General features: G+C 40.8%; 26 protein-coding genes and 1 tRNA gene. 14 read left to right on the top strand and 13 right to left on the bottom strand.

Annotated elements, in window-relative coordinates; all coding sequences use genetic code 11:
- Positions 1 to 14: 14 nt before the first annotated feature.
- The 7 genes from ABJH64_RS03430 to mltG all read right to left on the bottom strand — a co-directional run bounded on the left by ABJH64_RS03430 (position 15) and on the right by mltG (position 6,224).
- Positions 15 to 500, bottom strand: coding sequence for a Crp/Fnr family transcriptional regulator (locus ABJH64_RS03430; protein WP_348276306.1), 486 nt, complete (start codon positions 498 to 500; stop codon positions 15 to 17).
- A gap of 364 nt (positions 501 to 864) precedes the next feature.
- The gene (rhuM, locus tag ABJH64_RS03425) at positions 865 to 1,836 is read right to left on the bottom strand and encodes a RhuM family protein (protein WP_348276307.1); all 972 of its coding nucleotides are present in this window, start codon (positions 1,834 to 1,836) and stop codon (positions 865 to 867) included.
- 69 nt (positions 1,837 to 1,905) lie between these two features.
- Positions 1,906 to 3,120, bottom strand: a complete 1,215-nt coding sequence (locus ABJH64_RS03420; RefSeq protein ID WP_348276308.1) for a site-specific integrase — start codon at positions 3,118 to 3,120, stop codon at positions 1,906 to 1,908.
- 367 nt (positions 3,121 to 3,487) lie between these two features.
- Positions 3,488 to 3,572 (bottom strand) — tRNA-Ser (locus ABJH64_RS03415).
- 198 nt (positions 3,573 to 3,770) lie between these two features.
- Positions 3,771 to 4,754, bottom strand: coding sequence for a YihY/virulence factor BrkB family protein (locus ABJH64_RS03410; RefSeq protein ID WP_348276315.1), 984 nt, complete (start codon positions 4,752 to 4,754; stop codon positions 3,771 to 3,773).
- Positions 4,755 to 4,767: 13 nt separating this feature from the next.
- Complete coding sequence (locus ABJH64_RS03405; protein ID WP_348276309.1) at positions 4,768 to 5,175, bottom strand: thioesterase family protein; 408 nt, start codon at positions 5,173 to 5,175, stop codon at positions 4,768 to 4,770.
- A 2-nt stretch (positions 5,176 to 5,177) separates the two neighbouring features.
- Positions 5,178 to 6,224, bottom strand: coding sequence for an endolytic transglycosylase MltG (mltG, locus tag ABJH64_RS03400; protein ID WP_348276310.1), 1,047 nt, complete (start codon positions 6,222 to 6,224; stop codon positions 5,178 to 5,180).
- 86 nt (positions 6,225 to 6,310) lie between these two features.
- Between mltG and ABJH64_RS03395 the strand changes: the two genes are divergently transcribed.
- The 6 genes from ABJH64_RS03395 to ABJH64_RS03370 all read left to right on the top strand — a co-directional run bounded on the left by ABJH64_RS03395 (position 6,311) and on the right by ABJH64_RS03370 (position 12,487).
- On the top strand, positions 6,311 to 6,742 hold the full coding sequence (locus ABJH64_RS03395; protein WP_348276311.1) for a (deoxy)nucleoside triphosphate pyrophosphohydrolase: 432 nt from the start codon (positions 6,311 to 6,313) through the stop codon (positions 6,740 to 6,742).
- A gap of 5 nt (positions 6,743 to 6,747) precedes the next feature.
- A complete protein-coding gene (locus ABJH64_RS03390; protein WP_348276312.1) occupies positions 6,748 to 7,377 on the top strand; it encodes an L-threonylcarbamoyladenylate synthase in 630 nt (209 codons plus the stop codon).
- A 2-nt stretch (positions 7,378 to 7,379) separates the two neighbouring features.
- Positions 7,380 to 8,087, top strand: a complete 708-nt coding sequence (locus ABJH64_RS03385; protein ID WP_348276313.1) for a WbqC family protein — start codon at positions 7,380 to 7,382, stop codon at positions 8,085 to 8,087.
- Complete coding sequence (locus tag ABJH64_RS03380; RefSeq protein ID WP_348299267.1) at positions 8,087 to 10,612, top strand: ATP-dependent Clp protease ATP-binding subunit; 2,526 nt, start codon at positions 8,087 to 8,089, stop codon at positions 10,610 to 10,612. The genes ABJH64_RS03385 and ABJH64_RS03380 overlap by 1 nt, the downstream gene beginning before the upstream one ends.
- Before the next feature lie 727 nt (positions 10,613 to 11,339).
- Positions 11,340 to 11,831, top strand: a complete 492-nt coding sequence (locus tag ABJH64_RS03375; protein WP_348274031.1) for an RNA polymerase sigma factor — start codon at positions 11,340 to 11,342, stop codon at positions 11,829 to 11,831.
- 8 nt (positions 11,832 to 11,839) lie between these two features.
- Positions 11,840 to 12,487, top strand: a complete 648-nt coding sequence (locus tag ABJH64_RS03370; protein ID WP_348274032.1) for a hypothetical protein — start codon at positions 11,840 to 11,842, stop codon at positions 12,485 to 12,487.
- 66 nt (positions 12,488 to 12,553) lie between these two features.
- Here the strand turns inward: ABJH64_RS03370 and ABJH64_RS03365 are convergent, their stop codons facing one another.
- Both ABJH64_RS03365 and ABJH64_RS03360 read right to left on the bottom strand, forming a co-directional pair.
- Entirely contained in the window at positions 12,554 to 12,841 is a 288-nt protein-coding gene (locus ABJH64_RS03365) for a hypothetical protein (RefSeq protein WP_348274033.1), read from the bottom strand.
- 83 nt (positions 12,842 to 12,924) lie between these two features.
- Positions 12,925 to 14,634, bottom strand: coding sequence for a helix-hairpin-helix domain-containing protein (locus ABJH64_RS03360; protein ID WP_348274034.1), 1,710 nt, complete (start codon positions 14,632 to 14,634; stop codon positions 12,925 to 12,927).
- 214 nt (positions 14,635 to 14,848) lie between these two features.
- Between ABJH64_RS03360 and ABJH64_RS03355 the strand changes: the two genes are divergently transcribed.
- The 4 genes from ABJH64_RS03355 to ABJH64_RS03340 all read left to right on the top strand — a co-directional run bounded on the left by ABJH64_RS03355 (position 14,849) and on the right by ABJH64_RS03340 (position 18,509).
- Positions 14,849 to 15,247: an EVE domain-containing protein gene (locus tag ABJH64_RS03355; protein WP_348274035.1), complete on the top strand. Its 399-nt coding sequence runs from the start codon at positions 14,849 to 14,851 to the stop codon at positions 15,245 to 15,247.
- 118 nt (positions 15,248 to 15,365) lie between these two features.
- Positions 15,366 to 16,997 (top strand): transcriptional regulator, encoded by a 1,632-nt coding sequence (locus ABJH64_RS03350; RefSeq protein WP_348274036.1) that lies wholly within the window; start codon positions 15,366 to 15,368, stop codon positions 16,995 to 16,997.
- 34 nt (positions 16,998 to 17,031) lie between these two features.
- Positions 17,032 to 17,580, top strand: a complete 549-nt coding sequence (gene pyrR / locus ABJH64_RS03345; RefSeq protein ID WP_348274037.1) for a bifunctional pyr operon transcriptional regulator/uracil phosphoribosyltransferase PyrR — start codon at positions 17,032 to 17,034, stop codon at positions 17,578 to 17,580.
- A gap of 2 nt (positions 17,581 to 17,582) precedes the next feature.
- A complete protein-coding gene (locus tag ABJH64_RS03340) occupies positions 17,583 to 18,509 on the top strand; it encodes an aspartate carbamoyltransferase catalytic subunit (protein WP_348274038.1) in 927 nt (308 codons plus the stop codon).
- Between the two features lie 37 nt (positions 18,510 to 18,546).
- Here ABJH64_RS03340 and ABJH64_RS03335 read toward each other — a convergent pair whose 3' ends face one another.
- A complete protein-coding gene (locus ABJH64_RS03335) occupies positions 18,547 to 19,152 on the bottom strand; it encodes a hypothetical protein (RefSeq protein WP_348274039.1) in 606 nt (201 codons plus the stop codon).
- A 104-nt stretch (positions 19,153 to 19,256) separates the two neighbouring features.
- Here ABJH64_RS03335 and ABJH64_RS03330 point away from each other — a divergent pair, with 104 nt between their 5' ends.
- The 4 genes from ABJH64_RS03330 to ABJH64_RS03315 all read left to right on the top strand — a co-directional run bounded on the left by ABJH64_RS03330 (position 19,257) and on the right by ABJH64_RS03315 (position 23,958).
- On the top strand, positions 19,257 to 19,973 hold the full coding sequence (locus tag ABJH64_RS03330) for an ABC transporter ATP-binding protein (protein WP_348274040.1): 717 nt from the start codon (positions 19,257 to 19,259) through the stop codon (positions 19,971 to 19,973).
- A complete protein-coding gene (locus ABJH64_RS03325; protein ID WP_348274041.1) occupies positions 19,966 to 21,606 on the top strand; it encodes a putative ABC exporter domain-containing protein in 1,641 nt (546 codons plus the stop codon). The genes ABJH64_RS03330 and ABJH64_RS03325 overlap by 8 nt, the downstream gene beginning before the upstream one ends.
- A gap of 132 nt (positions 21,607 to 21,738) precedes the next feature.
- Positions 21,739 to 23,106, top strand: coding sequence for a pyridoxal-phosphate dependent enzyme (locus ABJH64_RS03320; protein ID WP_348299269.1), 1,368 nt, complete (start codon positions 21,739 to 21,741; stop codon positions 23,104 to 23,106).
- A gap of 198 nt (positions 23,107 to 23,304) precedes the next feature.
- Positions 23,305 to 23,958, top strand: coding sequence for a hypothetical protein (locus ABJH64_RS03315; protein ID WP_348275937.1), 654 nt, complete (start codon positions 23,305 to 23,307; stop codon positions 23,956 to 23,958).
- Here ABJH64_RS03315 and ABJH64_RS03310 read toward each other — a convergent pair.
- The 3 genes from ABJH64_RS03310 to ABJH64_RS03300 all read right to left on the bottom strand — a co-directional run bounded on the left by ABJH64_RS03310 (position 23,945) and on the right by ABJH64_RS03300 (position 26,933).
- Positions 23,945 to 24,673, bottom strand: coding sequence for a lysophospholipid acyltransferase family protein (locus ABJH64_RS03310; protein ID WP_348275938.1), 729 nt, complete (start codon positions 24,671 to 24,673; stop codon positions 23,945 to 23,947). The two genes, ABJH64_RS03315 and ABJH64_RS03310, sit on opposite strands and share 14 nt — an antisense overlap.
- Before the next feature lie 832 nt (positions 24,674 to 25,505).
- Complete coding sequence (locus ABJH64_RS03305) at positions 25,506 to 26,549, bottom strand: BF3164 family lipoprotein (protein ID WP_348275939.1); 1,044 nt, start codon at positions 26,547 to 26,549, stop codon at positions 25,506 to 25,508.
- Between the two features lie 111 nt (positions 26,550 to 26,660).
- On the bottom strand, positions 26,661 to 26,933 hold the full coding sequence (locus tag ABJH64_RS03300; protein ID WP_348275940.1) for a hypothetical protein: 273 nt from the start codon (positions 26,931 to 26,933) through the stop codon (positions 26,661 to 26,663).
- Between the last annotated feature and the right edge of the window lie 8 nt (positions 26,934 to 26,941).

The following is a 26,941-nucleotide window of genomic DNA, read 5'->3' as shown; positions in this document are numbered from 1 at the left end:
CTTAAGAAATGAAATTACTTTGACATCAGATCCCTTCTGACTTTACTTAAAAACTCAGGGGTTATTCCTAAATAGGAAGCGATTTGTGTATTGGGGAGACGATTGGATAGGTGGGGATATTGCTCCAAAAAGCTTAGATAACGCTGTTCAGCTGTAGAACTGAAATTCTGTAAAACGCGGTTTTGAAGTTCAATGTATTTTAACTCCACTAAAACTTTGAAAATCCTGTCCAGCTTGGGAATATTCGTATACAAAAAATATAAATCTTTCTGTTTGACCTGTAATATCCGACTGGACTCCAGAGCTTCAATATTCAATAGGCTCGGCTTATTGGTATGAAAGCTTCCGATATCCGCAATCCAGTTATTTTCTGCAGCAAATTGGATATTATGGTCAAACCCTTTGTCATCGATTCCATACATGCGAAAGCAGCCTTTTTCGACAAAAGTATAAAACCCGCAAACTTCTCCCTCAGTAAGGATTTCTTCTCTTTTTTTCACCTCTCTGGAGAAAAACCGTTCTTGGATAAGGCTTTTTTCAAGAGAGTTTAAGGGAATAAAACTTTCGAGGTGTCTGATAAGTGGCTCGCAGAAATCTTCCATGAACCGCAATTTAGCAGGATCTTCTTTTAATCAATCAACTAAACAACAAGATTGCACGCTAACAGACTCATTGGCATATACATAAATCGAGCATTCTTTCTTTTAAATTCCCCGAACTTCATTGTAGAATTTCCCCTGTTTTTTACAACGCTAATCTCTCTTTATTGGAGGGCTAAGGTGAATCGTAGAAGATAAGTTTGATTAACCAAAAAAGAAGGGGTAGACTAAATCCACCCCTCAGTATTAGGTTGGGTTAGAGAAATCAATAATTCCTATTTAATACACTGATCACTAATTTCTTCACGGTATCCATCTCCTCAGGTTTGCTGGAAGCAATGAACAAGGTCAGGCTTGCCAATGCATCATTGCTGATGATGGAATGGCCTTCACTATTATGTAATAGATTATTTGACTGCAAAAAGAGAAGGAAGCAAGCTGCTGCTATCCGTTTATTACCATCGACGAACCCGTGATTTTTGACGATCAGATATAGAAGAGTAGCTGCTTTTTCTTCCAAGGTTGGGTAGAAATCCTCTTCACAAAAACCTTTACTTATCTGCGCAATTGCACTTTCAAAACTGCCGTCTTTTTCCTTTCCAAATACACCGGATTCAAAGTCTGATTTCATTGATTGAATTACTTCTTTGTAATCGGCCAACTCTGGATAATGTGTCTGTCTTTTTGTTAACCCTTTTTTATCAAGGTTCTCATGATCATAATCATCGAGCAACTCAAGACCTTTGGCAAATTGATTAAGCCAATCCATGTTTTGATCCAAGGCCTTTTGCTCAATTGCCCGGCTTAGGATTCGGATGCCGTCTTTCAAGGTCTGGACTTCTTGTTGCTTCTGAGAAAGTCTCTGTTCATTAATTGCATAGCCCTGAACAAGGAAATCTTTCAATCTTTGAGTGGCCCAGATTCTAAATTGGGTACCTTGTTTAGAATTCACCCGATACCCCACAGATAGTATGAGGTCGAGGTTAAAGTATTCCATTTCACGATGAATCCTCCTTTTTCCTTCGGTTTGAACTGTTGCATTTTTTGCAACGGTTGATTCTCTTTCAAGCTCACCTTCATTGTATATATTTCTTATATGCCTAGATATAACTGATTTATCACGATTATAAAGTTCTGCGATTTGTTGGAGCGAAAGCCAAAATGTTTCACCTTCAAACTTTACTTCTATCTGGGTTTGACCATTGGGGCCTTGGTATATTTCGATTTTATTTTCCATGGGTTATTTTTCAATTTAAGTTTCATTTGTGAGTTTCTGGCTCTTTATTAAAAAAGAGGCAGTCTGGATTCATTGTAGCTTTTCCCTTAGTGCCTTCATGTCAAAACTTATCTTCGTATCCAGGATTTTGGCATAATGCTGCGTCTGCTTAAGGGATTTGTGTCCAAGCATTTTTGATACGGTTTCAATAGGTACTCCATTGGCCAGAGTAATGGTTGTCGCAAAGGTGTGCCGGGCAATATGGAAGGTGAGTGGTTTATTGATCTCACATACATCCGCAATCTCTTTCAGATATGAATTCATCTTTTGGTTACTCAATACAGGAAGTAAATGGGTGCCATCCTGGCATTGCGGATGGTTTTGGTACTTTTCTATCAACTGTAATGCTTTTGGCAATAAGGGCAAACGGGTAGGGGAATCTGTTTTTTGCCTTTGAGTATAGATCCATTGCTCTCCGTCAATACCTGTTGCTATTTGATTTTTTCTAAGGTTTTTCACATCAATGTAGGCAAGGCCAGTATAGCAACTGAATAGAAAAATATCCCTGACATGGTTTAGCCGTTCAGTTGCGAATTGTTTTTCTGATATCTTTTGGATTTCAATCCATGATAAAAAGTCCCTATTGACTTCTTTTTTGACCATCTTGAACTGAACAAATGGATTTCTGATCAACCATCCGTTTTTTATGCAGATCAGTACAATCTTTTTGAAATTGGATAAATACTTTACTGTGGTATTGTGACTGCAGTTCTGTACAGACCTTAGCCAAAAGGAATATCCTGAAATAAATTCATAATCCAGAAGTTGGATATCCATGTCATCTGAACCATATTTCCATTGGATAAAAGAGCGGGTATGATCCAATGAGGTTCTGTATCGCTGCAGGGTACCGGGGGCAAATTCTTTTCCCAGCAAGGCTTCCACCTGTTCATTGTGCTCCCTATAAATCTCCAGGATCATCTTTTTTTTCTCACCGACTCCAAGAAGGACATTCTTTAAAGCTTCTGCCGTGACTTCTCTGTCCGATTCAATCAGTTGTTTTTTTGCCTGTAGCGCTTTGTAGGAAAGAGTATCCAGAAATGCGTTTAATGTCCTGCTGTCTTCTTTGTTTCCTTCGGCTCTTCCGGCCGAAGAATTCCACCTTGAAGGGTTCCAAAGTCTCTTGGTAGAAATTTCTTTAGAAATCCCATCGACGGTGATTCTGAGGTATACATACCTCTCTTTTTTTGTGGATTTTTTGGACTGTTTCAAAAAGAAGAGCAATCCGAAGCTTTTTTCTAACATGATTTGATTAGTTAGGTTGAATAAAATTCGGAATACAAGCTCTAAATCACAAGATGTTCAGTTATTGAACATGTTGATAATCAAAATAATATAAGACTCCCAGTGCGTCTTTTTTTTTCAGGTAGAGGACTACACGAATGACGCACTGGAATTACAGGCAATTGTGAAAATTTTACGGGTTTTTGACCATAAAAAAAGCCTGTAAAGAATTTCTTTACAGGCTTTTTTTTAATCTGATGAGTTGAATGAAGTGAAAAACTGATCTTTAATATGCTGATTATCAGTGTTTTATACTTTTATTCTTTCTTAAAGTGACTTTTAAGTCTTTTTTCAAGAAGCTTGTTGACTTTTTCAACAAGGTACTCAGCAGAGGAAGAGGGATTCGAACCCCCGGTACCTCTCGGTACAACGGTTTTCAAGACCGCCGCATTCGACCGCTCTGCCATTCCTCTAGGTCGTTATCAGGTTTTGTCCCCGATTAGGTTTGCAAAAGTAGGATAAAAGTAAACTTTTGCAAAGCTATGTTTTCCTTTTTCTTCTAAAGAGCTGATTATTTTGAGATTAATTTTTTCAAAACTTGAATTTTATAAACTCCATCCCTGCATTTTCTAATCAAGTTGCTATCGAAGGGTTCAACTAGAAACAAAGATTTACTCTAGGAGAATATTTTTCTCCTCCTGTATCAGCTCCTCAATTTCCGCATTATTTTTCCGCTTTTTGTTTTCCTCCACCAAATCCAAACTCACATTTACCTCAAAGCACACGATGACAATGATGGAGGTGATTAGCAGCCAAAGCATCAGTGCAATCAGTGTCCCAATCGAGCCATAAAGTTTATTGTAGCTGGCAAAATTATTCAGGTAAAAAGAGAAGCCATAAAAACCAAAGGTGATCAATAGCCCCGCTAGTTTCGCCCCAGTAGAAAAGAAATTCCATTTGTCGTGCACGGCTGGCGCAAATCTAAAAATAAACGCAGTGGTGATAAAAAACATCAGCAATAAGATGAGAAATTTCAAACTGGAGAATAAGAAAATCATAAACCCAGAATTGAATACTTGCATCTCATCTAGCCTTCGGATGAGCACGCCACCCACAATCATCACTATGCTTGCTGCAATCACTGTAAAAGCCAATACCATCACAATACTCACTGCTATCCCTCTGCTCATCAGAAAGCCTCGATTGTCTTTGGTTTGATAAACTGAGTTAAAAGAATTCATCATGGACATGACACCCTGAGTAGAGGCAAATAATGCGAAGAAAAAACCTAGCGAAAGCATGCTCTGCCTGGGCTTGGAGACAATATCCATAATGGTGTTTTCCGATTGATTATATACCTCCAGAGGCATGATCTCCTGAATGAAGGTGAGGATGTTTTGGGTAGTGATGTAGGGAAAAATATCCTGTAAGTATGGAATAAGATTCAATAGGAATAGAATAAGAGGAAAAAGCGCAATGGTGAAGCTGAACGCCATTGACCCCGCACGCTCGATGATATCGTCTTTTTTGAGTTGAATCAGAAAAATCCTACCTACATCATAGAGATTCTTATCAGGATCACCGAAGTGAACTTTCTTCAGCTTACGAGCTTGCCAAAGCAGCTTGACTTCTAACCTGAGAATTTTTGTTTTGATCACTTTATCCTACTTATTCAAAATACGGTTTCAATAAAGCTAATAAATTCTGTGGAGGTCTGGTCGGGAGATGACTGCCTTTTTTGAGGAAAGTAAGTGTAGTCCAGCCTTCTGTGATTAGTTCTTCTGCCTCATTATATACTTCATATTCAAAGCGAATCTTCGCTCCAGGAAGAGTTGGGATGCTGGTCTTGATAGTGAGCAATTCGTCATACTTGCCTGGGCGTAGGTATCTGAAATGACTCTCCAGCACCGGCATCATCACACCTTCATCCTCCATTTCCTTGTACGAAAAACCAATACTTCGCATCGCTTCCACTCGGGCTACTTCGAAATACATAGCATAGTTGCCGTAATAGACATAACTCATCTGATCCGTTTCAGCGTATCGTACTCGAATTTGGGTTTTGGCGATGTACATTTCTAAAATATTTTTGCTTTGTTCAACGCTGCATGTAAGCGTCGTGCATTGGCATTATGTTCGGACAGAGAGCTGGCAAAAGCATGATAGCCGGAAAAATCAGCTTTGGCACACATATATAAGTAGTCGTTATTGTCAGGGTTTAATACAGCATCTAGTGACTTGATGTCTGGAAGGTTGATTGGGCCGGGAGGCAAGCCAATGTTCTTATAGGTGTTGTATGGACTGTCGATTTCTTTGTGGACGTTCAAGACACGCTTTAATTCAAAATCGCCTGAGGCAAAAACCAGCGTAGGATCCGCCTGCAAAGGCATGCCTATCCTCAGGCGATTGAGGTATAATCCGGCGATGATCGGTCGCTCATCAGCTTTTTGCTGACTTTCTGCCTGCACTATACTAGCCAATGTGCTGACTTCTTTTTGATTCAAACCTATTGCGCTGGCTTTTTGCTTTCTTTCGTCTGTCCAGAAGCTTGTGTATTCTCTATACATTCTATCGAAAAGTGCCTCTGCGCTGCTGTCCCACCATAGTTCGTAGGTGTTAGGGACGAACATGCTCATGATGGTTTCTTCGTCAAAATCAAATTTGCGGATATAGACAGAGTCTTGCACCAAAGCCAAAAACTGGTCAGGTGTAATCTCCATATTTGCCGTGATCTTTTCTGCCAAATCCTCCTTCGTTCTCACGTTATTGAATGTCACCCGTATCGGCGTTTGGTTGCCGGAGCGTAACAATCTGATCAATTGAAGATTGGTCATTTTGGGTGTGATGGTGTAGAGTCCCGATTTCACATTGTCTTGGTATCCCAAAAGCCTGGATAGGAAACTGAAGCTAACCAAGTCATTCACCACCCTGTCGTCATAGAGTCGATCTGCTACGGTCTTATAGGTATCATTGCTTCGTATTTTTAGCATGTATTTCTGGTCTGAGTCGATCAGCGCATTGGGGCTGAAAAAGATCTGGTAGAAATAGAAACTCAGGGATATAGCCGTTACAGAGAAGGCTATAACTAGGACGAGATAGATGTTTTTTCTTTTTTCGCTTTGCATACTGGTGCCAAAAATAGGGAAAAATCTAAGGAGGAGTTTGTGCTTGCATCAAGGTAATTCTACCTTTCTTGGCAAAACGGTAATTCATGAACCTAATACTTGTCACCTGCGCTCTGATTTTCTCTGGGGAAAAAGTGCTTTGTGCTCAGCGATCTGAGAAAATGAACTTGCCTGGCTTTTGGGAGTTTCCGGGTGGAAAAATAGAAGAAGGAGAAACTGCAGAATCCTGTCTGATTCGAGAAATTGAGGAGGAATTGGCGATTTCTATTACTTTGGTAAGTTCTTTGCAACCAAATGAACACGCCTATTCTGACGAAAAAGTGGTTCGACTGCTTCCTTTCGTTTGCTCTTGGAAGAGCGGTGAGCTCATCTTGCGAGAGCATCAGGAGGTGAGGTTTCTGCCTAAGGAGAGGCTGAAATCTCTGAATTGGGCTCCAGCTGATATCCCTATTGTAGATGAGCTTTTAGCGAATTGGGATCAGGTGCAAAAACAACTAGTAGATTACAAAAAGAGATAGAAAATATGCCAGCCGAATTGATCCGATTATATGAAGAAAACCCCGATCCAGACAAAATCAGGCAGATCGTGACCACCCTCCGCGACGGGGGAGTTGTGATATATCCCACTGATACCGTCTATGGAATGGGCTGCGATATTATGAATTTGCGTGCGGTTGAGCGCATTTGCAAAATCAAGGGAATCAATCCCAAAAAGCATAACTTTTCCATTATCTGTGCCGATCTGAGTAATATTTCACATTTCACTAAGATGATTAGTAAACCGGTTTTCAAGATGATGAAAAAGGGGTTGCCAGGTCCATTCACCTTTATATTGGAAGCAAGTAATCAAGTGCCTAAAATACTCCATAGCAAAAAGAAAACGATAGGAATCAGGGTACCGGACCATAATGTGCCGTGTATGCTTGTGGAGGAATTGGGGCGTCCGATCCTCACTACCTCCATCAACGATGAGGACGAAGTGATTGAATACAGCACGGATCCAGAATTGATTTTTGAGAAATATCAGCATCTGGTGGATATAGTCATCGATGGCGGATATGGTCAAAACATAGGATCTACCGTTCTCGATTGCACAGGATATGAAGTGGAAGTGATCAGGGAGGGTTTAGGCAAACTGGAGGAGTTGGAGTAAAGATGAAAAAGAGCATCGCAGTTGATCTGCATTATTTCCCGAATCTTGAGTTTTTTGTAGCTATCGCAGGTGCAGATGAATTGGTTTTTTTTCCAGAAGAAAAGTATCAGAGACAGTCATTTTTCAATCGAACCCAAATTCGATTAGCAAATTCAGTTGGTACGCTGAGTGTGCCGATTAAAGGACGCAGGCCACGAATTGCTCAAGATAAAATTCAGATTGATTACGATCAAAACTGGATGAATATTCACCTCCGTAGTATTCAGAGCGCCTACGGCAAGGCGCCGTTTTACGAGTATTATTTCCCATATTTTGAAAAGATTTTTCTGCAACACCATGAGAATTTGTGGAGGTTAAACTGGGAAATGCTGACAATCTGTCTCAAGCTTCTTGGGTTTTCTGTCAAGATGGGTATTCATAAATCTTTCCAAGAACAGTCCTGGACGGCGGATATAAGAGGGGAATTGAAGCCCTCAGCGCCCTTTTCGGAGCGTCCATACTATTTGCCGGAGCCCTATTTCCAACTTTTTGGCTTAGACTTTGATCCTAACCTCAGCATTCTGGATTTGTTGTTTTGCGAAGGACCCGCTGCTCAGAGCATCCTCTTAAAGTCTGCAAAAAACTATGAACAATCCGCAAAAGGATTGTGTTTTCAAAACAAATTCGGTAACATACGTACAGATATATTAAACAATCAGATAGGAATTTAATGGAAGCAAAATTTTCGAACAGAGTCAAAGAGGTGATCTCTCTTAGCCGCGAAGAAGCACTTCGCCTGGGACACGATTACATTGGCACAGAGCACCTCTTGCTAGGGATGATTCGCGAGGGAGAAGGTGTTGCTGTTTCCATTCTTAAGAAATTGGGAGTGCCGATGGATGAGTTGCGGACTGCAATAGAGCGTGCTGTAAAAGGCACCGCAAATCACAATGTAAAAAATATGGCAAATATCCCTCTGACTAGACAGTCGGAGAAGGTGTTGAAAATCACATATTTAGAGGCTAAAATTTTCAAAAGTCAACTCATAGGTACGGAGCATTTACTGCTTTCAATCCTAAGAGACGAAGACAATATAGCCACTCAAATACTTAACAAATTTGAAATCAGCTACGATTCTATCAAGGAAATGCTAGAAATGTCTTCGGACATGCCACCTCGCTCCAAAGCTGAGGCGGAAGATGGAGATGACGATGGATCCAAATTATTTGGCTCGACAGGAAGCGGTTCCGGTGCAGCAAAACCTGGTGCAGAAAAATCCAGAACTCCAGTGTTGGATAATTTTGGAAGAGACCTCACCAAAATGGCTGAGGACGACAAGCTTGACCCAATCATCGGTCGTGAGAAGGAAATCGAGCGAGTAGCACAGATTCTTTCTAGAAGAAAGAAAAACAATCCGATTCTAATAGGTGAGCCTGGTGTAGGTAAGACTGCCATCGCTGAAGGTCTTGCACTTAGAATCATTCAGAAGAAAGTTTCTCGTGTGCTTTTCAATAAGCGAGTGGTGACTCTTGACCTTGCCTCTTTGGTAGCAGGCACGAAATATAGAGGTCAGTTTGAAGAGCGAATGAAAGCCGTGATGAACGAACTTGAAAAGTCTCCAAACGTTATCCTTTTCATCGATGAGTTGCACACGATCGTAGGTGCAGGTGGAGCTTCAGGTTCACTGGACGCATCCAACATGTTCAAACCTGCTTTGGCACGTGGCGAGATTCAATGTATCGGAGCTACTACGCTGGATGAGTATCGTCAGTACATCGAGAAGGATGGAGCTTTGGCCAGAAGATTTCAGATGGTAATGGTGGATGCTACTTCTCCGGAAGAGACTATCCAGATTCTAAACAATATCAAGGATAAATACGAAGATCATCACAATGTCAATTATACCGAAGAGGCGATAGTTGCTTGTGTGAAACTTTCCGATCGGTACATTTCCGATAGATTTCTTCCGGATAAAGCAATAGATATTTTGGATGAAGCTGGAGCTAGAGTCCATATTAATAATATCCATGTGCCTGAAGATATTTTGAAGCTAGAAGCTGAAGTAGAGGATATCAAAACTGAGAAGAACCGTGTGGTGAAATCTCAAAAATATGAAGAAGCTGCTCAGCTGAGAGATAAAGAGAAGAAGTTGTTGGAGCAATTGGAATCCGCCAAAATCAGATGGGAGGAAGAAAGTAAGTCCAAGAGATTCACCGTGGAAGAGGATAATGTGGCAGAGGTAATCGCCATGATGACTGGAATTCCTGCTAAGAGAATTGCTCAAAAAGAAGGAGTTAAACTCTTGAGTATGAACGGAGATCTTTCAAATAAGGTAATTGGGCAGGATGAAGCTATTAAGAAGTTGACCAAAGCTATTCAGAGAACTAGAGTAGGTTTGAAAGACCCTAAAAAGCCTATAGGTTCATTTATTTTCCTTGGTCCTACGGGTGTTGGTAAAACTGAATTAGCCAAGATGTTGGCAACTTATCTATTCGATAAGGACGATTCGCTTATCAGAATAGACATGTCTGAGTACATGGAAAAGTTCTCTGTGTCCAGGCTGGTGGGAGCACCTCCAGGCTATGTAGGTTACGAAGAGGGGGGACAGCTGACTGAGAAAGTCAGAAGAAAGCCCTACTCTGTAGTGCTATTGGATGAAATAGAAAAAGCTCACCCGGATGTGTTCAATATTCTTCTTCAGGTTCTTGACGATGGGATTTTGACAGATGGATTAGGTAGAAAAGTAGATTTCAGAAACACCATTATCATCATGACATCTAATATCGGAGTTCGTGATTTGAAGGATTTTGGAGCAGGAATCGGTTTTGCCAGTCAAGCCAAAACGGACAATATGGATGAGGTGATGAAGTCCACCATTCAATCTGCTTTGAAAAAGGCTTTCAGCCCCGAATTCTTAAATAGATTGGATGATGTGGTGGTATTTAACTCACTGAGCAAAGAGCATATCTTCAAGATTATTGATATCAGTTTGGGGAAATTGTTTTCAAGAATCACAGATCTTGGATACAAGATAGAGTTGACTGAAAAGGCGAAGGAATTCCTAGCTGAGAAAGGATATGATCAACAGTATGGCGCCAGACCACTGAATAGAGCTATCCAGAAATATCTGGAAGACGCGATTGCCGAAGAAATCCTGAAAGGGGATCTATCTGAAGGAGATGTCATCACTGCTGACTATTCAGGCGAGGGGACTGAGCTTTCCATTGCTGTGAAAAAGAAGGAAAAAGCTGACTAAAAGTTTCGCTGTTGTGAATAGATTGGAAGCCCTGGACATGTAGTTCGGGGCTTTTTTGTTTTAGCAGCAGGACAAACTGAGCTTATCGCAAAGAAATCCTAAAGTGGTAGATGTGATGCTTGCTCACGGTTATCCTGCTTCTTCAGTAGCAGGACTATGTTATGTGGCAAGATAGTCTGGGTTTCACGTGACTATTTGAATGATTCTTTTACCTGTGATTTTTAAAGTTTTTTGTCAACTGCGCGAAGTGGTGGCTTTCCCTTAAGCGTGGTCTGCGTCCCTTGACCGCGGTCTGTGTCTTTTACTGTAGTCTGCGTCCATTGACCGTCGTCTGAGTCCTTTAACCGTGGTCTGTGTCCTCACAGACCACTCATAGCCGTTGCCTGTCTCTACTCAGACTACTCATAGCCGTTGTCTGTCTTTACCCAGACCACTCATAGTCTGTCTCCACACTGACCAGTTTTAAAAAAATGTAATTATTTTTCACTTCTGTCAAGGACTGCAAGTCCGACGTAACTTAGCCCAGTTCGCTAGGGCTGGGTGTAAAAGCAATGAAACTGAAACCTGAGCTCTGAAGGAGCGAAATAGGTTTTTCTACTATTTTCTTAGAACATAGATTCTTGGTTGTTTTACGTCTGATTTTTAAAGTTTATTTTCAACTCTGTGATTTTTTCCTGCCCTCTGCGATTAATTGTTTGAAAGAGTTTTATAACCAACCAGCAAAACCTTGTCTAGAGAAAATGAAACCTTCCTTTCCAGTATAGAATCCAACAAAGGGATCATCTACAAAGTGGCAAATTCCTATTGCAAGGATGCTGATGATAGAGAAGATCTAATACAGGAGATCATTCTCCAACTTTGGAAGGCCTTTCCGGCCTTCAAACCGGAATTCAAACTGAGCACATGGATGTATAGAATCGCCTTGAATGTAGCTATCTCAGCCTATAGAAAAGCAAGTAAACGTAGGCAGATTCATCAACCCCTATCAGACACAACCCTTTATTTGGTGGAGGATAAAAGCGAATCAAATGAAAAAAGGGATGTTTTACAGTCTTTAATCAAAGAACTTAAGGAAGTCGATCGAGCTCTAATTTTACTTTACTTAGATGGTTATTTGTACCCTGAAATTGGTCAAGTACTAGGCTTATCAGAAAGCAATGTGGCTACTAAGCTCTCCCGCATCAAACAACAATTGAAAAAGAAATTCACAGCTAAATAAGAGAAATCATGCAAGACATCGAACTACAACAAATTTGGAAGTTATATGATGAGAAGCTACAGGAACAACTGATTTTCAACCGAAAAAATGCTGCCGAAATCACCAAGCTGAAGGTGAAAAGTGAGTTGGCTTCTTTGCGTCCAATCAAAATTTTTACTGTGATGGCGGGAATACTTTGGGTGTTTTTTTTAGATCTGTTGTTGATTAACATCTTTCCAGGAGGAAGTATGTTCCTGCTAATTTCTATTGGCTTCATCGCCTTGGTAAACAATATTGCCGTGGGCATTTATATTTATCAACTTGTTTTGATTTCGGTAATCAATATCAGTTCTCCTGTAGTAAAGACACAGAAGTATTTAGCTTCTTTGGTGAATTCCACGCTCTGGGTTACGAAAATCCTGATGCTGCAATTGCCATTTTGGACCACATTTTTTCTAAGCTCATCTTGGCTAGGGACGGGTAATCCAATCTTCTGGGTAATTCAGGGAGTCATAACCTTGTCATTTGCAGGACTTGCTATCTGGCTTTTTATCAATATTCGATATGAAAACAGAGACAAACGCTGGTTTAAATTTCTATTCGGTAATTACGAATGGACGCCAATTATGAAAGCGAAAGAAATGCTTGTACAGATTGAAGAATATGAGCAGGAATAATGAATCGATCATTACATGTTGGCTCTTACTTAACTGAATTCCTGAATTAAGATGTGCGGATGATAATCACAATGTCAGGATAAAAAACAACAACCCCACTCCCAAGATCAAAATCATCTTCTTTGCCTTTTCCTTTATTTCCGGGTTTAGTTTTCGCCTACGAATGACCAAAACAGCCAAACTCAAACCCACCAGTTGCAGTCCTAGGCCAACCCCATTTAGCGGCCCCATAGGAGCTTCAACGACTTGAAAATAAGTGTTCAAAAGCGAAAGCACAGCTAAGACTATACCCGTAATCCCGAATAAAAAGGAACGCTGAAGGAGTGTGTTTTCTGAATGTTCAGTCCATTTCATATTTTCTCAATATATAAGTTGAGCGCAAGATACGACACTTAAGTACTTCATCGGGCACCGGACATCGGCCAACTATTTTGCTTTCACTTCACTTTTACCTTTTTCAATCGGGAATCAAAATACACCGCTAGTTCCTCCCCACTCTTCGCATTCAGCGTCATATCTTTAGTGAGTCCGCCTTTTCTTCCCACCAATACCCCATATCTCATGTCTGCATAGCCTTCCATTGCATGTGCATCGGGGTTGATAGAAAGCATCACCCCTTGTTCCATGGCATAGCGAACGTATCTCCAGTCCAAGTCAAGGCGCCAGGGATTTGCGTTGATTTCTATTACGACATTGTGTTGAGCACAGGCATCGATGATCGCTTTGTGATCAATAGGGTAGCCTTGTCGGCGCAGCAGCAATCTACCCGTTGGGTGACCGAGAATTGTCGTGTAGGGGTTCTCAATCGCTGTGATTAGTCTAGAAGTCGCTCGCTTGATATCCATATTCAATATGGAGTGAACGGAGGCTACTATAAAGTCAAAACTTGCCAACACTTCGTCCGAGTAATCCAGTTTTCCATCGGATAGAATATCACTTTCTATGCTTTTGAAAATTCGGAATGGAGCAAGCTCTTTATTTAGCAAATCGATTTCCTGATGTTGTTTTAAGATTTGATCTTCTGTCAGACCTCCCGCATAAAAAGCTGTCTTGCTGTGATCCGAAATGCCCAAGTACTCATACCCAAGCTCTTTGCAATACTCCGCCATTTGGCGTAGCGTATGCTTGCCGTCGCTGTAGGTGGAGTGATTGTGAAGGATTCCCTTGAGATCTTTGTCTGTCAGTAATTCAGGAATTTTATTCTCCTTCGCCAGTTCGACTTCTCCATAGCCTTCCCGCATTTCCACAGGGATGATTTGTAGCTTATTGATGCTGAAAAATTCATTTTCGCTGGAATAATCCTTCTTCTGAAGCTTTTGGGCTATGGTTTCTTTGTCATCTACAAGAGATTCTAAGTGAAGTGGCGAAGCAATCAAGGAGAGTTTTTTCCAAAGGAAATCGGCCTTAGCGCAAAAGTGAATACTTACACGCAAATCGATTTCTTTCAATTTTCCTCTCAGCGTTCTCGGTCCAGATTCAAGCAAAATCCACTCAATAGTTTCCATCGCTTTGATGTTGGCTTTGATTCCAGCCATTTCATCCGAACCAATCAAAAATTCAGCTTCAGTGATGATTTCCATGTTTCTGGAAAAGTCGCCTACCACTGCTAACTCTGCTTGCGGAGCTAAAACATGCAGGGTTTTTTCCAGCTGTCCGATTATTTCTTCAATATCAGCATAGAGCCACTTACCAGCATTGGATGCGACAAACTCCAAGTTTTGAATGATGGTATCCTGAGTTTTCTCCCCGAAACCTTTGATTTTGGCCACCTTTCCCGCCTGACAGGCTTCCATCAATTCATGGGTAGAGGTGATTCCAAGCTGCTCCCAAAGGGTTTTGACCTTCTTTGGTCCCAATCCCTTGATCTGTAGGATCTCCAAAATGCCCTCAGGAGTTTTGGCTAACAATTCTTCCAGAAATGGGAAGGTATCTGTTTCTTTAAGCTGTTGAATAGCTTCCACCATGCTTTTTCCAACACCTTGGATACTTGCAAGCTCTGACTCGCTCAGCACCATGATGTCCTGATCTCCACGCTCCAAGGAAATGAGCGCACTTTGATAACTGCGAATTTTGAAAGGATTTTCGTCGTGAAGTTCCATCAGCTGAATGCTCAGCTTTATTTTTTTCAGTAGCGTCTTATGATCCAAAATTTTTGGGATTGAGTGGAAGTATTGAGACAAATGTCTTGAAATAATGTTTCAATTTAGGTTGCTGTGGCTTAACTTAAAATTCAAAATCAAGTTTTCATTCTATTGAAATCGCAAGAGACTGAGATTCATGAGCGTAAACTAGGGTTTGAACAGTACCTGTGTATTTACGTTATTCTAACCACTAGCTTTTCACCTATCAAGCAATTAACGTATGAACTATTGGATGGTCAAATCTGAGCCTGGATCATATTCTTGGGAAGATTTTGTCGCAAAGAATGAAGATGTTTGGGATGGGGTACGGAATTTTCAGGCAAGAAATTACCTCAGGGAAATGCGGCTGGGAGATCCCGTGTTTTTCTATCATAGTGGAAAGGAAAAGGCTATAGTCGGTATCGCTGAGGTGAGTCAAGAACAATTCCCCGACCCAAAGGACGATGCTTGGATCGCGGTGAAGTTGACGGCGAAAAGACAATTAAAAACCCCCGTCACCTTGGCAGATATCAAAGCAGAAGATAGGCTTTCTGAGTTGCCTATGCTGAAGCAATCTCGGTTGTCCGTACTTCCCCTGAGAAAGGAAGAATTTGACTTACTGTTGAAAATGGGATCCTGATGAGCTATTTTCCTCTTGAATTGGGTCAAAAAATGGTGATAATCAATCGAATAAATTGCGGTGAGCATTTGGAATTTGACAGTGCACTGAGCTGCCCTAAGAAATAAATAATAAACTAATGAAAAATAGTATTTTAATCTTTTTCCTTTTACTCCTAGGTCATCAAATCTCAGCGCAGGTCAGATTTGTAGAACGCTTTGAGATAGCCTCTGAGATGAATGATCCCTTGTTTGAAATGATTGAATCAGAAGTGGGCTTAGTTTCATTTCGGACTTTACCAGAGAAAGGATTTAATCTTCGACGAGTTTTTCAATATTTTATAACTGACTCTACTCTTACTTCTGAGGATGGGGTGATTGAGTTTCCCGTGAAGGAAGGATACGATGTGCTGGGTTATGACACGGATAAGGATCAACTCTACATACTATTTTCAAAAGGTTATCTGACCAACTCAGCGAAGTATTTACTTCAAATAAATTTGAGTACGAAGCAGGGGTTGGAATATTCAGTAGAGAATATTCTGGATATGGAGCTGGTGGAGTTTTTGGTTCAGGATCAAAAGGCCATGTTTATGGGATCCTCTGAAAGCAGGCCGGTTCTTCAGATTCATGATTTGGTCACGAAGAGTGTTCATACCTTGCAGGGCATCTACGGGAATGACACCCAAATTTTGCAGATTCGAAAGATGGCTGAGACCAAAACCCTCCAGGTGGTATTCAGTAGGAAGGGAGCCTATAGAGATCGTGATATTTTCATCAATACCTACGACATGGCTGGGAATCTAGTTCAAGAAGTGAAAATAGATCGTTTTTCAGAACCTGGTCAGGAGATTTTGGACGGAGTGTTGATTTCTACGGGGAACTACCAACAAGCGATGATTGGGGCTTTTGGACTGGAGCGAAGAAATGCCTACCAGGGCATGTACATCATGGATTTGAATGAGTACGGGGAGTATGATTTCAAATTGTACACGCTGGAAGATTTTCCTAATTTTTATAATTACTTGAACGAGAAAACCAAAGCAAAACGGGACAATGGCGTCCAAAAGGACTTGGATAAGAATAAAACACCACTCATCAATAGTCTCTATTCTATTCGGGATGTCCGGCAAACACCCTATGCCTACTATGTGTATTTTGACCAATATACGGTAAGCAATAGCCGCTCAAGGTATCAAAATGGTATGTATTCTTCTGGAGGAGCCTATCGCTATGATCGCTGGAGTAGATTGGGGACCACAGTCTTGAATGATCCGTATCTTATCAACTCCACTATCCCGGGTACCAATCAAACCATGTATCAATCGATCCCAGAGTATCGATATGTTTCTGCGCATTTTGCCAAAATCGCCAAAGCCGGTCAAGTGATCTGGGATAACGCGGTTTCCTATAATGAGATGGTGACTAGTTACCCCGAGGCGTTTGGAGAAGTGGCCGTGGTCGGAGAGGATTTTTACCACATGTTCGTAGAAGACCAGATTATTAAGCTGAGTTTTTTCCGAAATGGAGAGAAAATATTTGAGAATCAGGAGTTTGAGCTAGGCTTGGTCAATGAAGAGGAGCGAATACGTGATTCAAACGTAGAGAGCTTCCGGTTGATTCATTGGTATGACAGATACTACTTGCTGTCGGGTACACAACGCATCCGATTTCTAAATGATAGGGGAACGGATGAATTGCGTGAGGTTTACTTTCTAACCAAAATCGCGGTAGATGGGGATTTGTATAAGCCAGAAGAACTCCCGGACTAGATTTTATTTTTATATTTACCCGCAAATCTTCCCCATGCAAAAAAGGCTAGTCTTAGATGAAGAACAGATTGAGATCATCCTCAGACGATTCTGTCATCAACTGATCGAAAATCACGACAATTTTGACAACACCGTGCTTTTGGGCTTGCAGCCCAGAGGACCTATTTTGTTGGACAAACTCGTAACTCTTCTTGAAGAAATATCAGGTGTGAAAGTGCCTTCAGGGTATCTTGATGCTACTTTTCACAGAGATGATTTTCGCAGGAGAGATTTTCCAATCAAAGCCAACGAAACCAAAATCAACTTTCTGGTTGAAGAAAAAAAGGTGATCCTAGTCGATGATGTCCTTTACAAAGGCAGATCCGTCAGAGCAGCGATGGATGCGATGATTGCTTTTGGCAGACCTCAGAAAGTTGAGCTTATGGTGCTCGTAGATCGCAAACTCACCCGAGATTATCCCATCATGCCTGATTACTATGGCATCCGCGTGCATACCTTGGAAAGCCAACATGTCCTCGTGGAATGGAAAGAAAATGAGAGTGAAAAAGACGCAATTTGGATCACAGAGAAAGTTAAACCCTAACCATGTCGCAACTTAGCACCAAACACCTACTTGGAATCAAAAACCTCACCGAGGATGATGTCCAGCTTATTCTCGACACTGCGGCAAATTTCAAAGAAGTCATTAATCGCCCGATCAAAAAAGTACCTTCTCTGCGCGATATTACGATTGCCAATGTGTTTTTTGAGAATTCCACCCGAACCCGACTTTCTTTTGAGCTTGCAGAAAAAAGGCTTTCTGCTGATGTGATCAACTTTTCTTCTTCTAATAGTTCGGTGAAAAAGGGAGAAACACTGGTGGATACAGTCAATAACATCCTTTCCATGAAAGTAGATATGGTCGTCATGCGACATTCCAGTCCCGGAGCGCCACATTTTCTTTCCCGAAATGTAAATGCCAACATCATCAATGCCGGCGATGGCACTCATGAGCACCCAACACAGGCTTTGCTCGATGCTTTTTCCATCAAAGAAAAACTAGGTGATGTGGCTGGGAAAAAAGTAGCGATTATCGGAGATATACTTCACTCCCGAGTAGCACTTTCCAATATTTTTTGCCTGCAAAAACTAGGAGCGGAAGTGATGGTTTGCGGGCCAATCACCTTGCTTCCAAAACACATAGCCAGCCTTGGAGTGAAAGTGGAACTCGATGTGAAAAAAGCCCTGCAATGGTGTGATGTCGCAAACGTCCTCAGAATTCAGCTTGAACGACAGCAGATTAAGTATTTCCCAAGTTTAAGAGAATACTCATTATACTACGGGATTAACAAGAAACTATTAAGTCAGCTAGACAAGGAAATTGTTATCATGCACCCAGGGCCAATCAACCGCGGTGTGGAACTCAGCTCAGACGTAGCTGATTCTAAACATTCTATCATCCTGGAGCAGGTACAGAATGGCGTGGCCGTGAGAATGGCGGTGCTCTATTTGCTCGCAGGGACAAAAGGATAAGGCAATTTGAGATTTCAAATTTGAAATCTCAAATTGTCTAGCGCCATCTTCCCCCGCCGATAAAGGCTCCGAGCGTAAACCCAAAGTATTGATTGATTGCCTCACCGATTACCTGGCCAGATGCGTTTTGTAAATCACTGGTAGGGATGAAATTGTATTCGGCTCCCATTCTGAATTTTCCAAGTTCTAGTCCTGCACGTAGCATTGGAGCCCATTTGAAGTTGGCTTCCAAGTCTCCAAAATTATCAGGGCTGTTGAAATCATCGCTATTCACATCTATGCTACTGAGCGCATAGTAACCAAAACCTGCTCCAATGAAGGGCGCAAGATTACTACCTTCTTTGTGGAAAAAGTAGTCGAAAGTGCCAGATACAGAAATGTTTCCAGCTATTTCTCCCTCATAATCCTCTGTGATATTAAAGTAGGTGACATCTTTTGCGAGTGCGGTCGAACCAAACCTGATTCCCACAGACATATTATCAGCTACGTTGATTTTGGGTTCTATATGAAAAAGAAAACCTATACCGCCTTCTTTTGGAATAGCTGGACCGGCTTCCAGGTCGATTCTGAACCTGCCTTTTTGCTGAGCCATAGCGGCTCCTGATAGTGCAACAATAAAGAGTACTGTTAAGATTTTTTTCATAGTAAGGGCTTTTAAAGGTGGATTTTCAACCCACACTCAAAAAAGAGTCCAAAAATTCGTAACCTATAATTAAGCAGGTTAGTTTTGATCTCAAATTCACTTTTATGCTAAGCGTAACCAATCTGGTAAAAACCTATGGCAAGCAAAATGCTGTCAATGATATCACCTTTGAACTGCAAGGAGGCGAGGTAGTCGGGCTGCTTGGGCCGAATGGAGCAGGGAAAAGCACGACGATGAAGTGTATCGTGGGATTACTTCGTAAAACTTCAGGAGAGATCACGCTGGGTGGTTTTGATCATTTGAGTGTGGAAGCAAAGCGTCTGTTCAGCTACATTCCCGAGACCCCCTATGTGTATGACCTGCTCACAGTGCAGGAGCACATGCAATTTGTGGCTCAGGCTTATGGGGTAAAAGATTGGAGAGGTAAGGCCGACGAATACTTGGAACTATTTGAGCTTGCTGATAAAAAGGATAAGCTTGGCCGTGATCTTTCCAAAGGTATGCGCCAAAAAGTCTCGATTTGCTGTGCACTTCTCCCTGATCCGAAAGTATTGTTTTTTGACGAGCCCATGATCGGTTTGGACCCAAAGGCGATCAAAAATACCAAAAGGATTTTCAGAGAATTGAAGGAAGCCGGTAAGACAATCCTAGTCAGCACCCACTTGATCGACGGTATCGAAGCAATCGCGGATCGAGTGATGATTTTGAAAAATGGTAACATCGTAGGTAACGACACGATCTCCAATCTGAAGCAGCAGTTTGTGCAGGAAGAAGGAACTACGTTGGAAGACCTCTTTTTAGAAATGACCAAAGATGTATGAAATCCGCCTTTTGCTCAGGAAGGACATTCTTATCCTGATCAATAATATCAAGTTAATCTTTAGAAATCCCGTTAGGCTTTTACCTTATGCCGGCATTGGTGGATACATATTCTTCATGTACTATCTCCGCCTCAAAAATAGAGAGGATGATGTTCCGGCAACGGAAATGCCTGAATTGGATTTGAACGGGCTTCCAGAGGTGAATTTTGCAATGCAAAATATCGTAGGAGCGGTTACACTTTTGGCTTTAGTGATTCTTATTTACCAACTTTTCAACGCCACCAAAAAAAACGTCAGCTTTTTCAAAATGGCTGATGTCAATCTGCTTTTTACAGCACCCGTAAAACCGGAGAATATCCTTATTTATTACATGGCAAGGTCTATTCTACCTTCTTTGGGGGGAGCGATTATCTTCGTCGCCTATGCTTCGAGCCAAGCGATAGATACGTATGAGATGACCGTGGGCAATTTTGTATTCCTCGTGCTAGCCGCTGCTTTGTTCTTTTTTATCGTCTCGCCGATCAAATTCCTGGTTTATACCCTGAACTCCAAGTACGATGTGATGGAATACATCCGGTCGGGAGTGATTGTGCTGGCGATTTTGCTTTCGGGAATGATCATTCTCCCGGGGCTTATGGCAGAGAAATTCTGGCAGGGAATGTTTGCTTGGATCACTTCTCCTTGGTTTGATTTCTTTCCGATAGTAGGCTGGAGCCGTGGGATTGGAACATATATTTTGCACCAAAACCCAATCTTATCCATTGGTTTTGTGCTGCTATATGCGATTGCATATTTCGTGATTTTGAAATTGGTTATTCGCTTTGCGGGCTATTATTATGAAGATGTACTGGATGCGACCAAGTCTAATGAAGAGCAGCTGGAGAAGGTAAAAGGAAAGAAGGAAGTTGCTGAGAGTACTTATAGTTTGAATTCCAAGAAAAAGCTTGCTTTACCAGATTTTGGTACTGGTGCTCAAGCATTCTATTGGAGAAATTATGTGCATAGCTCCCGTCAGGATTTTCATCCGCTGTTTGGGTTGTACTCCCTGATTATGGTTGGTATAGGGATTGTTTTCGCAGGGCTTTCTTTGTTTGACTGGTTCTCACACTATGTGTTTTATGGGTATCTGCTGTTCATGCTGTTCATCTACTTCTTTGCAGGAATAGGTAGAGCGAATGTGGGAGATTTGAAAAAGCCTTTCTTTATCTTGATTCCTGCGAGTTGGAGTTCTAAGTTTTGGAACATGATCAAACTGGATATTTTGCAGATTACCTTATTCAGTGTGGCATTGATCGTTCCCTCAGTTTTGATTGCTGGGCTGAATTGGTTCATCGCTCCGCTATTCTTATTGGCTATTATAGAAGTGTATTTGATCGGTTTTGGGATCAATATTATTCCCCAGATAGCCTTAGACGAAGGTTGGGACAGGAAACTGATCAAACCATTTATGATCGGCGGAATCGTGCTTTTCGGTTTTGTGCCAGCATTAGCTTTCAGTATAGTGGCCTTCGTTGCTTCCAAGCAATTCGTCTGGGCACTGTTTGGCGGGACATTTGGAATGTTTTTCGTTGCAGCGATTCTGATGCATGTGACGCTGGATGTGCTGAAGAGATTGGAGTTTAAGGAGGTTTAATTGAGTCTCGGTAGGCAGTCTCAGTTAGCAGACTTGCTAGTGTAGAAGCCAAATTTTATTCTGCTTTACCTTTCTCTTAGTCGCTTCACGCAAAAAATTCCTGTAATTTTACCCTACCAAATGTAACCGACTATGATCTACAATTCTATCATCGAAACCATCGGAAATACTCCGATGATCAGACTTAATAAACTTGCCAAACACATCAAAGGTGATGTGCTGGTGAAAGTGGAATACTTCAATCCTGGTAATTCCATGAAAGATCGTATGGCGGTCAAAATGGTGGAGGATGCCGAAAAAGCTGGTTTGCTCAAGCCAGGAGGAACTATCATCGAAGGAACATCCGGAAATACAGGAATGGGTCTGGCACTCGCAGCAGTGGCAAAAGGCTACAAGTGTATTTTCACCATGGCAGATAAGCAGTCCAAGGAAAAAATCGATATTTTGAAAGCTGTTGGGGCAGAGGTGATTGTTTGTCCGACAAACGTCTCTCCGGAAGATCCACGGTCTTATTATTCGGTTGCAAAAAAGCTGAATGCAGATATTCCAAACTCTTTTTACCCCAATCAGTACGATAACCTATCCAACACGGCAGCGCATTACGAGACGACCGGACCTGAGATATGGAATGATACGGAAGGAAAAATCACCCATTATGCGGCTGGCGTAGGGACAGGTGGCTCCATGTGCGGAACGGCGATGTATCTGAAAGAGCAAAATCCAAATGTGGTGACTGTGGGAATAGATACGTATGGTTCTGTTTTCAAAAAGTATAAAGAAACTGGCGTTTTTGACGAGAAAGAAGTTTACCCCTACCTGACAGAGGGAATAGGTGAAGACATACTTCCAAAGAATGTGAACTTCGATATGATCGATCACTTCGTCAAAGTGACTGATAAAGATTCCGCTGTGATGACACGTCGCCTGGCCAAAGAAGAAGGCTTGTTTGTAGGTTGGTCCTGTGGATCGGCCGTGCACGGCGCATTGGAATGGGCAAAGGACAATCTAAAAGAAGGTGATCAGATGGTGATTATTTTGCCAGATCATGGAACTCGCTACTTGGGCAAAGTTTATAACGACGAGTGGATGCGAAATCACGGTTTCCTGGAAGACAAGACCTTCTCTACCGCAAGAGATATCATTGCGCAGCGAAATGGAAGCTATTCTATAGTCTCGGCTCAAAAAACTGATTCAGTGAAAGCAGCAATCGGATTAATGAATAAAACCAGTGTCTCTCAGATTCCTGTGATGGAGAACGACGAGGTGGTAGGATGCCTGACGGATAATAAATTGCTGGCCAGGATTGTGGATAATCCAGCATTGAAAGATGCAAGCGTTGCAGAGGTGATGGAAGATTCTATGAAATTCGTGGCATTGGATAGCACACTGGATGTATTGTCTTCTATGGTGGAGAAGGAGAAAGCCGTGCTCGTTCGTGATGATAAACACCAGATTCATATCATCACCAAACACGATATTTTGGAGGCTTTCACGAAGTAGTCTTTCCGTAGTTAGTTGCCCAGATGCCCTTTGCCTAAAATTCCTTGCTTTACTGTCGGGAAGACGGGAGACCGAAGACGGAAGTGTTCTAAATTATAGCATTGAGGCTACTTCGGTCTCCCGTCTTCTGACTGCCTGCCGCTAAATCAAAGAGATAAATGTGAATGGTATCTTTGAGGACTAGTATAAAAATAAAAAATGAACCTAGCTAAATTACAGCGAATCATTGATGCGGGAGTAGATTTTGATCTTAAGGAGATATTGACCAAGGCCTGGGAGATGTTCAAATCCCAGGCTTTGTTTCATATAGGTTTTATGGTCATGATTGGAGGAATTCAGGCTGCTTTTACGCTTTATCTACCTGATTACACGATTCTTTACAGCATATTTTTGGCACCGCCTATCGTTTGTGGATTTTATCTCGTAGCAAATAGACAGAGCCAAAATGAGTACGTGGATTTCCAAAATTACTTTGATGGATTTAAATATTGGTGGAATTTGGTTACCACTAATTTGATCAGTTCCATTGTGATTGTGCTTGGGATTCTTTGCTTTATCTTACCAGGAATTTATCTCCTGATTGGCTATATGTTTTGCCTATTATTTGTGATTTTTGGAGGCTTTGATTTCTGGACTTCCATGGAGCTCAGCCGTAGGTTGGTTCATACCAATTGGCAGAAATTCTTCGTGTTTGGACTTTCTCTCTTATTATTGAATCTTGTCGGTTTCCTCGCGTTGATGGTGGGCCTTTTAGTCACCGTTCCTATGACTTATCTGTCAGTTTATATTCTTTTCGAAGAGCTCACCATAGATGCAGCAATTGACCCAAAGGAGAGAATTACCCATGAGTAAGAATCATCGCCTCAAGTCTTGATTGGCACTTCTCAGAGAGATCGTCAACTGCATATTCAGATGACGAAGGTGGATTAATTGGCTTGGAATAATAGATTTTCACCTTTCCCGGACTGATCAAGAGTGATCCTTTTTTCATGATTTTATCAGCTCCAATCACCGCAATAGGGAGAATTGGAATTCCTGTTTCTACCGAAAGTCGAAATGCCCCAGATTTGAAAGGTAGAAGTGGAGCATCGCTGTCATTCCTAGTGCCCTCAGGAGCCACCACGGCAGAGATTCCCTGTTTGAGATAAATTACCAGGCGGTCTATACTTTTTCGCCTTGATTCGGCATTTGTTCTATCCACCCATATAGCGACTTTGCCTACCACCCAGCCAAAAAACGGAATGTTGGACAACTCTTTTTTCCCCAAAGCACGCACTTGCTGCGGAATAGCAACCGGGATAATCGCAGCATCCAAAAATGATCTGTGATTGAAAATGTAAATGTAGGGTTGAGAACGATCGATAAGTTCTCTGTCATGAAACTCGAATCGGATTCCTGAACCAAAAGACCAGACTCTTGCCCAAATGCGAATAAATAAAAAGGAAATATTCCCTCCGGCTGTACTGAAGCTCACAGGAATCACGATAAATAGCCCAAGAATCAGGAGTAGCATGAAGAAAAGTAGGATGGAGTAAATGGTAAATAATACGTGGATGATTTTTATCATTCGCTAGAATTGGTATTTTTGGGTGTAATATAATCTTCCATCTTTGCTTGCAGGAGCCTTCGATCAGTCGGAGGCTCTTTTTTTTGGATGCTCTGCAAAATATAGGGAGATTTTTGGGGATTAGTTAGCTACGAGAACAAATTGGAATAGTAGATGCGGAAAAATTATTTGTAGTTAAACTTGAGAAATCGATAAGGAATACTGAAATACAAAAAGTCCTTATAAGCTTAAATCAAGACTATATGCTTAATTTGTAGGGAGCTTAAGCTTTGAAACGACTAAAAAATTATATCACTCGTATTGAGCTACATAGGAATTGTAGCTCATATCTTTTTATTTTTAGATATTACGCCATCAAATAATAAAATAGAATACAATCAACCGAAGTGATGACTGTATGCTATTTACCAGCTTGAGATATAAACCGTATTAATCAGGTTTGGGATGGCTCATTTAGAATGGATGCCACCGCTTTGTGCCATACAAACATGATTGTATTTGAGACCAACCCATTGCATCGGTATAGATAAACGTGCATATACCTTCTGGGTCTCTGATACACTGAGTGTCACACGTAATTGGTGGGGAACTTGATGTGGTCTGGGCAATTGTATGATTATTAATACTCAGGAAAGGATCTGAGATGCTTAGCTTGATATTCAACAGCAGAGCTAGGAAAAAAACTGCTAAGGCAGAAGTTTTAATCATTTTTCTAATTTTTTCATTCATTTTTTCTATAAGTTATTGAGTTGAAAGTTTAATTATTAATTTATGAAAATTTCGTAGTGTGAAAAATTATTATATTTTAAGAGTAAGTTTATTTTTTTAATTTTTATTCTATTTGAAATTTTACCACTTCAAAATCTGACGTTTCTGTCCCGTCAACTAAGCCATAAATGGTTGAGTCATTATAAACAGCTAATTGAAATATCTCAGTATCTAATAGTAATTTTTTGACTGGTTCTCCATTGTGATCGAAAACCAATATAGTTGATGAGGTATAATCAAATTCTTTTTTATTCTCTATATATAATAAATAGATATATTTTTTTGAAATATATGAGCTGTAATAATATCTGATATTTCCGAAGAGTTCTGGTTCGGGGAATTTATCAGGTCCTACTATACTAATCTCTTTAGCGCTTTTAATATCGTATATAGTCATCATAGGAATATTGTAATAAGATACTACGAATATTTTGTCGTTATTAATTAGTTTAGCATGAGATACGACACTTCTTTCTTCTTCAGCTTGAAAGTTTGGATATTTTTTGTCTAAAGTAGGTAATTGACCTTTTTTTTCTAAGTTTAATCCTTGAGTTGTTTTAGCGTAGTACAATATCCTCGATTCAGGCATATTCATATTACTTAAGAAATAGATATTTTCATCAACTATGCTGACCCCGTTACTATTAATCATTCCGCTCTGTAGGTATTCTTTAGAATACTTGTTTTCGTTCAATAATGTGTCAATATCATACACAATAGCTTTACCTAATTCTGGATCAAATACTCCTATGGTCTCTTCATCCGGAGAGAATAGTTTCCAGGCGTTAAGAACTTCACCAGGTCCAGCGCCTCTAGTTCCATGAATACCTAAGTATTGTCCAGTTGCAATATTAAGAATATGAAGAATAGCATCTGAACTTTTCTCTGATACGAATAGGAGATTTTTTGATATGTGTATTTGTGTGGGTATGAACATAGAATCTGTAATATTCTGTAAAACAATGCTGTTCAGATTTTGAGTAGTAATGAAGTTATCCCAATTAACAGTTATTGTTGTATTTTGAATAGTCCGATCTTTCTCTATGCAGCTCAATATCAAAGAAAAGATAATTATAGTTAAATAACCAATTGATGATGATTGTTTCATTTTGTCATTTAGATTTATTTCCTCGTTATATTTCCGATTAGAACAAAACATCTAGGTTTTAGATGCTTAGTTCTAAGAGAATTTTATACTGTTTTAAATCTTGTTTTTCTTTCACCTATATATCTTTGAGCCTTCCAAGCATGTTACTAAAATCATCCATCCCCCTTCCACCTTTGAGAATTTGCAGGTGCCTTCTGGATCTCTCCTGCATTGGCTTTCGCAATCTATTGGAACTGAAGAGCTACTACTCGTAGTCTGCGCTATGGCAGCATTATCAATATTGATAAAAGGATCAGTAAGACTCAGTTTCACATTAAGGAATAGCGCCATAAAGAATATCCCCACAGCGGCTGTTTTAACTATTTTTTTTAAGTTCGTATTCATAATATTTC

The sequence above is a fragment of the Algoriphagus sp. genome (genome assembly GCF_039969895.1).
In the GTDB taxonomy this organism is placed as follows: Bacteria; Bacteroidota; Bacteroidia; order Cytophagales; family Cyclobacteriaceae; genus Algoriphagus.
This window is presented reverse-complemented; position numbering and strand designations above follow the sequence as displayed.